Source organism: Shewanella sp. ECSMB14101, from assembly GCF_000773485.1.
Lineage (GTDB): Bacteria > Pseudomonadota > Gammaproteobacteria > Enterobacterales > Shewanellaceae > Shewanella > Shewanella marisflavi.
Window position 1 is genome coordinate 138,820 of sequence record NZ_JSFF01000001.1, and the last position, 12,248, is coordinate 151,067.

The 12,248-nt window shown below is 55.1% G+C and carries 9 protein-coding genes; 3 read left to right on the forward strand and 6 right to left on the reverse strand.

Translation table 11 applies throughout. The features are described from left to right. The first annotated feature begins 61 nt into the window (after window positions 1-61). Complete coding sequence (torS, locus tag NY07_RS00715; protein ID WP_033537426.1) at window positions 62-3,052, forward strand: TMAO reductase system sensor histidine kinase/response regulator TorS; 2,991 nt, start codon at window positions 62-64, stop codon at window positions 3,050-3,052. Window positions 3,053-3,143: 91 nt separating this feature from the next. Next, complete coding sequence (locus NY07_RS00720) at window positions 3,144-4,361, forward strand: DEAD/DEAH box helicase (protein WP_033537427.1); 1,218 nt, start codon at window positions 3,144-3,146, stop codon at window positions 4,359-4,361. Here the strand turns inward: NY07_RS00720 and NY07_RS00725 are convergent. The 5 genes from NY07_RS00725 to torE form a co-directional block, all read right to left on the reverse strand. After that, a complete protein-coding gene (locus NY07_RS00725) occupies window positions 4,358-5,011 on the reverse strand; it encodes a class I SAM-dependent methyltransferase (RefSeq protein WP_033537428.1) in 654 nt (217 codons plus the stop codon). The two genes, NY07_RS00720 and NY07_RS00725, sit on opposite strands and share 4 nt — an antisense overlap. Window positions 5,012-5,186: 175 nt before the next feature. After that, complete coding sequence (gene torD / locus NY07_RS00730) at window positions 5,187-5,837, reverse strand: molecular chaperone TorD (RefSeq protein WP_033537429.1); 651 nt, start codon at window positions 5,835-5,837, stop codon at window positions 5,187-5,189. 31 nt (window positions 5,838-5,868) lie between these two features. After that, window positions 5,869-8,355, reverse strand: a complete 2,487-nt coding sequence (torA, locus tag NY07_RS00735; RefSeq protein ID WP_033537430.1) for a trimethylamine-N-oxide reductase TorA — start codon at window positions 8,353-8,355, stop codon at window positions 5,869-5,871. Between the two features lie 12 nt (window positions 8,356-8,367). Continuing rightward, on the reverse strand, window positions 8,368-9,546 hold the full coding sequence (torC, locus tag NY07_RS00740; protein WP_033537431.1) for a pentaheme c-type cytochrome TorC: 1,179 nt from the start codon (window positions 9,544-9,546) through the stop codon (window positions 8,368-8,370). Between the two features lie 30 nt (window positions 9,547-9,576). Continuing rightward, the gene (torE, locus tag NY07_RS19095) at window positions 9,577-9,747 is read right to left on the reverse strand and encodes a trimethylamine N-oxide reductase system protein TorE (RefSeq protein ID WP_081953740.1); all 171 of its coding nucleotides are present in this window, start codon (window positions 9,745-9,747) and stop codon (window positions 9,577-9,579) included. A 508-nt stretch (window positions 9,748-10,255) separates the two neighbouring features. On the opposite strand from torE, the gene NY07_RS00745 reads away from it, so the two are divergent. Beyond that, on the forward strand, window positions 10,256-11,614 hold the full coding sequence (locus tag NY07_RS00745) for an NCS2 family permease (protein WP_033537432.1): 1,359 nt from the start codon (window positions 10,256-10,258) through the stop codon (window positions 11,612-11,614). A gap of 169 nt (window positions 11,615-11,783) precedes the next feature. Here the strand turns inward: NY07_RS00745 and NY07_RS00750 are convergent, their stop codons facing one another. Then, window positions 11,784-12,212: a CBS domain-containing protein gene (locus tag NY07_RS00750; protein WP_033537433.1), complete on the reverse strand. Its 429-nt coding sequence runs from the start codon at window positions 12,210-12,212 to the stop codon at window positions 11,784-11,786. Between the last annotated feature and the right edge of the window lie 36 nt (window positions 12,213-12,248).

Here is a 12,248-nt window from a genome sequence, read left to right on the forward strand (position 1 = left end):
CTCAGTATAATGTAACCAGACGCATGTTATTGATTCATTGTAACAGTTAAACGGGAGCCATGTGGGCGCTTTATCACTGTCGGGGAAAAGTTTAGTCGGCCGTCTGATGCTGGCATTTGGCCTGTTGGCCGTGCTGCTACTGCTGCTGGTGACCCTGGGCAGTGTCTCCCTCTATTGGGTCAAGGTTGCCGACAAATACCTGTATGAGGAGGCCTTGCCTGCCTCTGAAGCGGCCCGTCAGCTGATGCAATCGGCCAATGCCTTGCTGGATAACGCCCAGGGGCTGGAGCGGGTCGAAGAGGAGGCGCAGCGCGCCTTTGTTGGCCGCAAGTTATCCATAGAGAGTAGTCATCTGCTTGGTGCCATTGCCAGACTCAAGACGCTGGATCTGAAAGGTGATGGCCATCTGGAGCTGGCCGCTGGTGAGATCATTCATGATCTTAGTGTGCTGGGGCGGCAGGTGGGCGAGCGTCTGACCTTGGCGAAACAGTTAAATCAAGATGGCCTTGCCCTGGCTGACGCCGCCAGTCGCTCGATAGAGCTGCTTGAAGCCGAGCTGGCTGTGGTGGATTCGGCTGTCTTGGCTAAGTTGAGTCTTGCCTATCCACAGGTGGCCGGTGAGCGTCAAAGTGGTTATCTGCTTGATACCATCATAGAAAAAGATCTCGAGATTCAGGCGCGTCTCAATCGTGCACTGGCGCTTATTCATCATCTGGCGCTGGTGGGCCAGCTATTGCAAACCCCTGAGCAGCACCTTGGTCTCAATAAGGTGTTGAGTAGCATGTCTCGGGTGCTGACCCAGCTGCCTGCCAGTGAATACCGAGTGCAGATGCCCGCCGGGCAAGCTGGTGCATTAAGCGACCAGGCTGATGGCCTTAATTTACCCAATCTGATGCCACTTGAGCTGCTAAAAGGAGTGGTGCGCGATCCGGTGCGGGCGACCGAGCTTGAGCATGAGTTAAAGGTTTTGCGCGGTGTTGGCGATAAACTCAGACTTCAGCAGCGCTATACCCAGGTGCTCAACACCCAGACCCAACAGCTGCAACGTCTTACCGATAAACTTGGGCGCCTCAATACCATGGTTGATGCTTCTATGACGGCGCAGCAGGCTCAGGCTGAACAGGCGCGGGGAGAGTTCTTACGGCAACTCTTCTGGGCGAAGGCTGGGCTGTGGGGCACGGGTTTGCTGATGCTGGTATTGATCTTAATGGTGGTCTACCGGGTGATTTACAAAGGGATCGCGCTGCGACTTCATGAGGCGACCGACGCTTTGTCTCGGCTGAGCCGTGGCGATACCCAGGTAGAACTTGATCCCCACGGCGATGATGAGCTAACGGCCATGGCCTCGGCCATAGATGCCTTCAAGCAGAAGACAGATCACAATCAACGTCTGCAATCGGCGCTGCAGGAGACAGCCTCAGAGTTGTCGGCCCATAAGGCATCACTGGAAACCACGGTCGAGGAGCGTACCCAGGCGCTGGCGCAAGCGAACCGACGCCTGGATGCCGAGGTGAAAGGCCATGCCCAGGCGAGGCAGATGGCTGAGGCGGCCGATCAGGCCAAGTCACTCTTCTTGGCGACCATGAGCCATGAGATCCGCACGCCCCTCAATGGCCTGCTCGGCACCTTGACTCTCTTGGCCGAATCAAAGCTGCCCACGGCGCAGAAACAGATGTTGGCACTATCTCAATACAGTGGTGCCCTGTTGCAGACTGTACTGAATGATATCTTAGACTTTTCCCGGTTGGAGCAGGGCAAACTCAGTAATGAGCCGCGTCCCGTCGCCATCAACGAGTTGCTCGACGAGGTGGTGGCCATCATGCTTGCCGGAGCCGGCAACGCAGGTCTTTCGCTGCGCTTGCAACGTGATCCCTTACCCGAATGGATCAGCCTCGATGGCCCCAAATTGCGTCAGGTGTTGTTTAACCTGCTGGGCAATGCCATTAAATTTACTCCCGCAGGGGAGATCTGCCTCAAGGTGCGTCAAGCTGGCGATCGACTCATATTCTCTGTGAGCGACACAGGCCTTGGGATCCCCGAAGATGCCAAGGCGCGGCTATTTACCGCCTATAGCGCCCAGCCTAATCAAGGACGCAGTCGGGGCACAGGTTTGGGGCTTGCCATTAGCAAGGAGTTGGTCTGTCTGATGGGGGCTGATGCCGAGGCGATCTGGGTCGAGACCAAGGTGAACAAGGGCAGCACCTTTGGCTTTAGTTTACCCTTGGTGATCTGTGAGGCGCCCAAGCTGAGCGCAACCGATATCGTGCCCACGGTATCGCCTAAGCGGGTACTGGTGGTGGAGGATAACCAGGTTAACGCCATGGTGGCTCAGGGCTTTTTAGCACATCTTGGCCATGAGGCGGTATTGGCCCAGAGCTGCGCCGAGGCCTTGAACGTCTGCCAGGCAGGGCGTTTCGATGCCGTCATGTTGGATATACAGCTCGCCGACGGTTCGGGCATAACGCTGCTCAGTCGTCTGCGGGAGATAGTCGATCCCGCGGTGCGCTTTGCCGCCTTTACCGCTCAGCTTCAGCCGCAAGATATTGAGTGCTATCGCCAGGTAGGGTTTGATGAGATTTTAGCCAAGCCTTTGAATATGCAGTCTCTAATGCACTGGATTGGCCGCGCCGCCCAAGAAGATGGCACCCCTGATATCCAAGATGATAGCAGAGGCGCCAAGCCTGGCTCGCTGGCAAGTCCTGAAGAGTCAGCAAGCCCCGAAGAGCCAGTAAGCGCAGCGCCCTTGCTCGATAGCGAGCAGTTTAGCGCCGATCTCAGCTGTCTTGGGCAGGCGGCGATGGAGCAGATGTTGACTCTGTATCGCAGTTCGAGTCAGGCGCAGATGGAGCAATTGGCTAAGCAGCCTTCCGAGGCGCCGAAACTGCTGCATGGCCTCAAGGGCAGTAGCGCCAATATGGCGATGCTGCGGCTGGCCGAGCGTTGCCAGCAACTGGAGAAGCGGAGCCTGCAACCTGAGGATATCGAGTCGTTAACCGGGCTGTGGCGTGAGTCGCTGGCTGAGTTTGAGCGATGTCTGTTCAGCCAATCCTAACCGGTATGGCTTAGCGCCTTTATGGACTAGTGCCGGGGCGCAAATCTGCTAAACTTGCGCCCCAATGGCCAACACATGTAGATCGTCACCTATGTTATTTTCACAAATGTCTCTCCCTGCGCCGCTGCAACAGGCGCTTAGCTCCCTAGCGTTTGAGCAAGCCACGCCGATTCAGGCTCAGGCGATCCCTTTGATCCTGGCCGGTGAGGACCTGTTGGCCTCGGCGCAAACGGGTACAGGCAAGACGGCGGCCTTTGCCTTGCCATTGCTGGCCATCTTGAGCCAGACCCCAAGCCAAGCACAGTCGCCTAAGGCGCTGGTGTTGGTGCCCACGCGGGAACTGGCGCTGCAAGTTCATCAATCGATTCAAGCACTGGGGCAGTTTACCTCCTTGTCGGCGGTAGTGATCTATGGCGGCGTGAGTATCGAGGCCCAGTGCCAACAGCTCAGCGCTGGCGTAGAGATCATTATCGCTACCCCGGGCCGGCTGCTAGACCTGCATCGACGCGGTGCGGCAAACCTCAATGAAGTGGCGCACCTGGTGTTCGATGAGGCCGATCGCATGCTGGATATGGGCTTTGCCGACGAGATAGCCCAGCTGATGGCCCTGCTACCGACTGAGCGTCAGACCCTGCTGTTTTCTGCCACCTTGGATGACAAGGTATTTAACTTGAGTCACAAGTGGCTTAATCAACCTAAACGCATTGCGGTGAGCCCAGAAAACAGCGCCAGCAAGGACGTTGAACAGCGGGTGTACGCGGTCGATAGTGAGCGCAAGTTTGCCCTCTTGTGTCATCTGATCAACAAGGGAGATTGGCAGCGTGTGCTGGTGTTTAGTCGCAAAAAGGTGGCGGCCGATAAGCTGGCGGAGCGTCTGTCGCAGCAGGCGATCAGCGCGCGGGCGTTTCATGGCGATCTGGGCCAAGGCGTTCGCGAACAGGTGCTAAATGGCTTCCGCCAAGGGGAGATTAAGGTGCTGGTGGCCACAGATGTCGCGGCTCGAGGCATAGATATCGATGCCTTAGATTATGTGGTTAACTATGAGCTGCCCTATGTGGCTCAGGACTATGTGCATCGTATTGGCCGTACCGGCCGAGCGGGTAAGCAAGGCGTCGCGGTGACCCTCTATAGCGAGGAGGATGCACTATTGCTGGAGGAGGTCGAGGCTCTGCTGGATAAACGTTTGCCTCAGCAGTGGTTGCCGGGATTTGAGCCCGACCTAACCAAGGCAGATCCCAATCCAAAGCGTCACGGTAAGGCGGCGCAGAAACGCCGTGCCAAGCGTCGTGGTCAGGGAGGCAGGCGTTAGCCCTGTTGGTAGTAAAGCATCTGGCCCTTAAAGCTGGGGGACATCTCGGCGGTGGGGGCGATTTTTTCCTGATGGTGACTATAGCCCAGGCTGCACATCTTCTTGCTAAAGGCGGCATGGTTACCACGGCCCGGGTCGACTAAGATCACCTCGCAGGCGGGCGCCGCATGGCGATGGATAAAGGTCGATAACAGCTCAATATGCTCTCGTTCGTAGAGCAAGTCTGCACCTATGATCAGGTCAAATTGCCCCAGACCATCGCTATGGGAGTCCCAGCTGGTGCGCAGAAAGGGAATAGTCTCGCCTTGGTTAAGACGCACATTTTCCCGTAAGAAGTTACCGGCCTCTGGGTGGTAATCTGTGGCGGTAATATCGGCTTGACGGCTGTTGAGCAGCAGGCTGGCCAGTGCCATGCCACAACCCACCTCTAAGATGCGCTTGTTGTCGATATCGAAACTCACCATCTGATCCGCCAGTGCCTTACCCGAATCCCACAGCACGCCAAACAGTGACCATTGGGCGGAGGAGATCCCTAATGACTCGGCCTCCCCAAGGGGATCTGAGTATTCCTGTCGGTCTCTGAGGCTGCGGATATGTATGTCTGTGTGGGGGTATTCCAGGGTCTGATAGCGGACGCGTGGCGCACTCATGGCGGTTAAACTCCTTGCGTTAACGGTAAACGCAACAAGCCTAGATCGATATCGATTCGCTACGTGTCGAGCGGCTACTATAAGGGGTATTAGCGCAAATAGCTATCGAGATGAAAAAGGCGCCGACAATGAGCGGCGCCTTTTGTGTGGGATTGTTATTCAATCATATTGATACTTATTGATTTTTTGACGAATGCTCGCAAAGCGCCTCACAATCGGCCTGTACCCAAAGTTTGGTGAGCTGAGCCAGTGCGCCATAAAAGGTCCCCTTATCGACCTTGGCCACCTGGTCGGCAAAGCTAGCTAACCAGGCATTCAGGTTCGGCGCGATAAAGGCCAGCTGGCTGGCATCGTCACGCTGACAGGCCTGGTGGGCCACATAGGCCAAGATCACTGCGATATGATCTGCGGGCTCGGGGAAATCCTTGTGCAGCTGAAGCTGACTCTGGGCTAACGTCTCCAGCATCGATTGATGTTGCTCACCAAACAGCAGGGTATTTGCCTGCTCCGCTTGGCTGAGGTACAAGCTGGCATAGGGGTTGGCGCTTAGTTTGCCGCCCACCAGAAAGAGTGAGCAGTAATCTGCAGCCAGTTCCAGCAGCTCTCTTTCGCTATTTAAGCTGCTTAATTTCTGCCTGAGTTGGCCAATCGACGTCGCCAGCTGGGGATCGGCAGCCAAGAGGTCAAAGAAGGCCTGCGCCTCAGGGCTGGTAAGCCGCTGTAGACTCTGGCTATCTATCTCGCGGGCGAATAGATCTGACAGTAGCGCATATACCTTGCCCCGAGCTTGGTTCTGGGGCGTATCATGGCGGTTTGTGCTGTGCATCTGTGTATCTCCTTTGACTTTGGCCACAGGGTTAGAGCGACGTCTCGATAGGGCCGCTAAAGGCGCTGACTTCTGGGGCCTTGCCGGTAAACTTCTCAAACTCCACCTGACAGGTATAGGCGGCGCAGGCCTGCGCCAGCTTAGAGCTGCCGATATCCTGAGTCAGGGTGTTGGGGTCGCCATAGCTGCACAGGGCACCTATCTCATTACCGCCTTGCTTGCTGCCATCCTTACCGACAGGGCCGTACCAGGCGCCTTCATGGATACGGATCACCCCCTGAGGGAAGCGGTTTGATACCCTCGCACCCGCCAGTAGCTGTCCTCTGTCGTTGAACACGCGCACCAGATCGCCATCCTTGATGCCGCGGGCTTTGGCGTCCAGCGGATTGAGGTAGACGGGCTCACGTCCCTGGACGGTATAGGTTTCACGGTACTCCTGCGACTCACACATCTGTGAGTGTAGACGCTGATCCGGGTGACAGGATTGCATCCAGATGGGGTACTTGTCAGAACCTGGGCCGCCGTGGCTACGCTCGTTCTTCTCCATCCAGGTGGGATGACCTGGGCAGTCGTCATAGTTGAACTGGGCGATCTTACGGCTGTAGATCTCGATAAGGCCCGATGGCGTGCCTAACGGGTTAATTTCGGGATCATCTCTAAAGTCGCTGTGGCGCGTCCAGGGCTCTCCTTCACCGAAGTGTACATAGCCCTGCTGCCAGAAAGTGTCGAAATCTGGCATCTCGAACTTACCGGCGTTGGCAGCCTTACACTCGTCATAGAGTTTTCTCAGCCAGTCGAATTCCGACAGACCGCGGGTGTATTGCTTCTCTTTGCCCATGATCGCGGCAAAGCGGGTGAAGATCTCAAAATCTGACAGACTCTCATACAGAGGCTCGACCATCTTCTGCATCGCCAATACGCCGCGGTTGGCGTAGCTGCCGTAGACGTCGATATCGTTGCGCTCAAAGGTGGTACAGGCCGGCAGCACGATATCGGAGAAGCGGCAGGTGGCTGTCCAGTTCACATCTATGGTGACCACACACTCCAGCTTATGGAAGGCGCGCTTCATCTTGTTTCTGTCTTGATGATGGTTCCAGGGGTTGTTGCCCGAGAACACCATCATCTTGATGTCGGGGTAGGTGACCTTGCTGCCGTTAGCATCTATGGTCTTGCCCGGTTCTAAGATGGCATCTATCCAGCGTGACACAGGAATCGTGCTGCTGGCGCCTTTGAAGTCTGTGCTGTCAAACAGCGGCTTTTGGCCTTCATCCAGGTTACGTGGGAAGGCGCCTGGCGCTGCCGCACCCGATGATGGTACGCCTATGCTGGAGTAGTGGTGACCATAGCTGATGCCGCCGCCCGGCAGGCCTATTTGGCCTATCATGGTGGCCAGTACCGCCGCCATCCAGTAAGGCTGCTCGCCATGTTGCTGGCGCTGAATACACCAGCCCATCATGATCTGGGTGCGCCCCTTGGTCATTACCTTCGCCAGATCTTTGATGATCTCGACGCTCACGCCAGTGATCTGGCTGGCCCACTCAGGGGTCTTGGCCACGCCATCTTTCTCGCCAAGCAGGTAGGGAAGGAACTGGTCGAAGCCCAGGCTGTAGCCTTCGATGAACGCCTTGTCGTGCAAGTTTTGGCTCACCATCTCGTGGGCGATACCCAGCATCAGGGCCACGTCGGTCTGTGGGTTGATGTAGAGCTGCTCACAGCCCAGGTATTTCTGGGTCTTGGTCACCACAGGATCTATGCTGATCACCCGAATCTTGCCCTGAGCCACTTTCTCTTTCAGCTGCGCCAGATAGCGGTAGGACTCGTGAGTCTCGGCATTCCAGCCCACCTGCAGATTCTTATAGGGATCGTTTGACCAGAGCACTATGGTGTCACTGTGCTCGAGGATCAGTGGCCAAGAGGTTCCCTGGGCATAGACCTCGGTCGAGCCGAGCACATAGGGCAGAATTGTCTGTCCGGCGCCAGTAGAGTAGTCGCCCACTTTCTTAACGAAGTTACCATGCATCCCCACCGCGCGTTGCATATGGCTGGTGGAGGAGTGCAGCTGACCGGTGGCGCGCCAACCCGTCTGACCCGCATGCAGCCCGGACGGGCCATACTTGGTCTGGATCTCATCTAATGAGTCCTTAAACAGTGATAAGGCCTTGTCCCAGGTGACGCGCACGAAACGATAGTCGCCGCGCTCCAGGGTGTTGCTCTTATGACCATTGAGCAGGAAATCGAGGCGCACCATAGGGTAGCGCACACGTGAGGGGTTATAGACCAGCCCCTTGATGCCCTTGATCATATCTGTAGGGTGATCATCTAAGTCGAAGGGGATCACCTGGTCGATGACGCCATTTTTACGTGTCATCTTAAAGGCGCCGAAATGGGAGCCCGTGGTTTTCCAGACTTCATCTGTACCCGTACTGGCCAGAGCGTTGAGCGGTGCCAACAGTGACGAGCCGCTTAGGGTGACATAGGAGCTGGCCGCGAGGCCTTTTAGAAAATCTCTTCTGTTCATGATGCTATCCTGTTAGTGCGCTGAGGTGGCAAAAGTCGATGAATGTTCTTGCAGGTATTTCTGCACTAAGGCCTGGGTGTCTTGGTCCATGTTGACGAAGGCGATCATTCCCTGAAACATACCTGGCCAGGTGTTGGCGTCGAAATGCGCTTCATCGGGCTGGGTGTGACAGACACTACAGCTGCTGGAGTAGGTTTCGCGGGCGTAGTCCCACAGTGGCTGAAGATCTTTGACCAGATAATCGCTATCTACCCAGATCTGCGCCTCGACCCGCTGCCAAGTTAGGCCGGTAAGGGGATCTTGTTGCTCTTCAAATACTTCCATCACGCCAGGCTCAAGTGCGGCATCTTTCGAGAGCTGGGCCGAGAGGATATTCATGCCGAAATCGAAGTAGATCACCCGGCCTGCGCCGATTTTTTTACGCCAGCCATCGATACCTATCTTGGCCCGTTGACCCTTGAGTTCGAGTACCTTCACCTTAGTGGCGATGTTGAGTGTGCCCGCCTCGACGTCGGTTTTCTCGTTGAAGAAGAGTGGCTTGGTTAGGGCGCTGAAGTAGCTTTCACCGAGTGTCAGGCTGCTCTCACCGGATCCCACCTGGGCGATAAGTTCAGGTGCGCGTGAGGTGCCCATGTCTGGCAGTTTGTGGGCGATCCCCTTGTGACAATCGATACAGCTTTGATCCAGTTCGGCGGCGCGTTTCATCTGCTTCTGGGCCAGCTTGGACATCTCGTCCCACTTCATCGAGTCATAGTTATGGCAGTTCTTACAGGCGAGGGAGTTATCGCGATCGAAACGTTTCCATTCGCGGCTCGCCATCTCCAGGCGCTTGGCCTCGAACTTCTCTTCTGTGTTAACGGTTTGCAGCAGCCAGCCCCACATGTCGTGTGACGCCTCTATCTTGCGTCCTATCTTACGGCTCCAGTTGTGGGGAACGTGACAGTCGGGGCAGGTGGCACGTACGCCAGAGTGATTCGACCAATGCACTGTGTTTTGCAGCTCCTGGTAGGGCTTACTCTCCATGCTGTGGCAGCTGATGCAGAAGGCTTCTGTGTTGGTTGCCTCAAGCGCGGTGTTGAAGCCGCCCCAGAAGATGATTCCCATCAGGAAGGCTGACAGGCTTATGGCACCTAGGGTAAGGGTTTTGGCGGGCTTATTGAGGGTACGCCAAAGGGTGATAAACCACTTCATAGCAAGATCCTTTCTCAAGTTGGTAATGGGTTAATGGGCGACGACGCCGCCAAAGGCCTGGATCATCCAGATAATGAAGCCATAGGCGCTAATGCCCGTGACGGTCAGCATCGGGAAGAGCAGCACTATGATGAAACCAAGGGCTTTGAGCTCTTTGGCCTTATCTTGCTTTGGTGTTTCGCTTATTGGGTGTGATGACATGACAGACTCTCTTAGTTGATCTTTGTCTATGCCTGCATGGTAGAGAAGGGATATGAATAGGGGTGATGCTGGGAATGAACCAAGAGTGACAAGTTATGAAAAAATATGAACAAAATTGAGTTGTAGCAGGGGGCGGGAATTTTTAGTTAATTAACGTGCTGATATCCCTAGAAATATTGTTTAACTCTTGTGGAGGAATGTCAGCTATAGTTGGTGCCATCTCAGCCTTAAAAAGCATTAGCACGAAAGTTGAACAAAAGTTTGGCGAATTGTTAGCTCGCTCTAGTTTATCCGCCCTGCTTTGCTGTAGAATGCGCCGCCAACAAAGGCTGTGTTATAGGTAAGTATTTGCTTACCTGAAAAGGTCGGTATCTCCTCAGTTACCGATTTGCAGGTCACGTAAGGTACACCAATAAGTACTTAGTGGATCTCTCACCCATGGATATCTGTCCTGGGGCTCTAACTTGCCATAGCCTTCCAAATTAAGAGATCAAAAAAGGTAACTACTATGAAGTCTGAACAGACTCTCGCTGCACCCGCTGTACCTGCAAGCTCCCTGCTTGACCGTTATTTCGCCATTACCGCCCGTGGTAGCACATTGCGCCAAGAGGTGATTGCCGGCTTAACTACCTTCCTTGCCATGGTCTATTCGGTGATCGTGGTGCCTAATATGTTGGGCGCGGCGGGTTTCGATCCCGGCGCCGTCTTCGTGGCCACCTGTCTGATTGCTTCCTTCGGCTCCCTCTTGATGGGGCTGTGGGCTAATCTGCCGATGGCGATTGGCTGCGCCATCTCACTGACCGCCTTTACCGCCTTTAGCATGGTGCTGGGTCAGGGGATCTCGATTCCCGTGACCCTAGGCGCCATCTTCCTTATGGGGGTGGTATTTACCCTGGTGAGCGTAACCGGTGTGCGTCAGTGGGTACTAACCAATCTACCTAAGGGGATCGCCCATGGTACAGGTATCGGTATCGGCCTGTTCCTGCTACTTATCGCCACCAACAGCGTGCACCTGATCGTGGCTAACGATGCAGGCCTGCCGGTGAAACTTGGCGACATTCATAGCTTGCCTGTCATCGCCACTGTAATTGGCCTTGCAGCGACCATAGGCCTTGAGCGACGCGGTGTGCCAGGTGGTATCTTATTAGTGATCATCGCTCTGTCACTCTTTGGCCTAGTGTTTGACTCAAGCGTGACTTATCAAGGTTTCTTTGCCCTGCCAGATTTGATGTCTGACAAGTCGCTTATCGGTCAGCTGGATATCATGGGTGCGTTAAACCCTGTGGTGCTGCCTATTGTGCTGGCGTTGGTGATGACGGCGATTTTTGATGCGACCGGCACTATCCGCGCTGTTGCAGGTCAGGCAGAGCTTTTGGATGAGAAAGACAATATTGTTGGCGGCGGTAAGGCGCTGACCTCTGATTCGGTGAGCAGCATCTTTGCGGGTGCCGTTGGCGGCGCGCCGGCAGCCGTGTATATCGAGTCGGCAGCGGGCACAGCCGCTGGTGGTAAGACGGGTCTGACGGCAACTATCGTCGGCGTACTCTTCCTGCTGATGGTGTTCCTGGCGCCGCTAAGCTACCTGGTACCGGCTTATGCCACGGCGCCTGCGCTCATGTATGTGGGCCTGTTGATGCTGAGCAATGTCACTAAGCTGAATTTCGATGACAAGATAGATGCCATGGCCGGTCTAACCTGCGCCGTGTTTATCATCCTAAGCTGCAATATCGTGACTGGTATCATGCTGGGCTTTGTGACCTTAGTGATCGGCCGTCTGGCCAGCGGTGAGTGGCGCGCACTGAAGCCTGGTGTGTTAGCCATCACTATCGGTCTGGTGGTCTTCTATATGGGTGGCTGGGCGATTTAAGCCTATATCGAATCCAAGGCTATTGGTTTAGCCGCGACGCCGATAAGATAAACCCAGGTCAAATGACCTGGGTTTATTGTTTAAGGCTTTCGATAAAGGCTTTTTAAAGAGGATTTTCACCAAGGGATTCGAGGCATTTAATTCAGCCCTTGGTTGAGACAAACGAGCGCTATGGCCGCTCTGGGTTTACCTCATCCTGGCTGAAGGCGCGCAGCAGATCTTTCCAGGTGATGATGCCAACGATTTTGTTAAAGCTCAGTACCGGCAAGCAACCTATGTTATGGGCCAACATCAGCTGGCTAGCGGTTTTGATATCGGCCTCGGGCGCTATGGTGATGGGGTCGCGAGTCATGACCTGATGGGCGCGGCGTTGCAGGGTGTCGCTGTCACGCTCTGTCTCACCTATGCTGCCTATATGAGGGCTAAGAGTGCGTAAATAATCGCGCTCCGACAAGACGCCCTGCAAGATGTCGTTCTCGATAACCAAGAGGTGGTGAAAGGGGGCGCTGTCAAAGATCTCTTTGACTATAGTGAGCCTGTCATCCATCTCTATGGTGACGACCCTGCTGCTCATGATCTCCGCTACCCGTATTGTCATCGCCAACTCCTAATGGGCTTAGGTTTTACTGAGTTT

Coding starts and splice junctions, on each gene's coding strand:
- NY07_RS00720 (WP_033537427.1), top strand. CDS start 3,144: ATGTTATTTTCACAAATGTCTCTCCCTGCGCCGCTGCAACAGGCGCTT.
- NY07_RS00725 (WP_033537428.1), bottom strand. CDS start 5,011: ATGAGTGCGCCACGCGTCCGCTATCAGACCCTGGAATACCCCCACACA.
- torD (WP_033537429.1), bottom strand. CDS start 5,837: ATGCACAGCACAAACCGCCATGATACGCCCCAGAACCAAGCTCGGGGC.
- torA (WP_033537430.1), bottom strand. CDS start 8,355: ATGAACAGAAGAGATTTTCTAAAAGGCCTCGCGGCCAGCTCCTATGTC.
- torC (WP_033537431.1), bottom strand. CDS start 9,546: ATGAAGTGGTTTATCACCCTTTGGCGTACCCTCAATAAGCCCGCCAAA.
- torE (WP_081953740.1), bottom strand. CDS start 9,747: ATGTCATCACACCCAATAAGCGAAACACCAAAGCAAGATAAGGCCAAA.
- NY07_RS00745 (WP_033537432.1), top strand. CDS start 10,256: ATGAAGTCTGAACAGACTCTCGCTGCACCCGCTGTACCTGCAAGCTCC.
- NY07_RS00750 (WP_033537433.1), bottom strand. CDS start 12,212: ATGACAATACGGGTAGCGGAGATCATGAGCAGCAGGGTCGTCACCATA.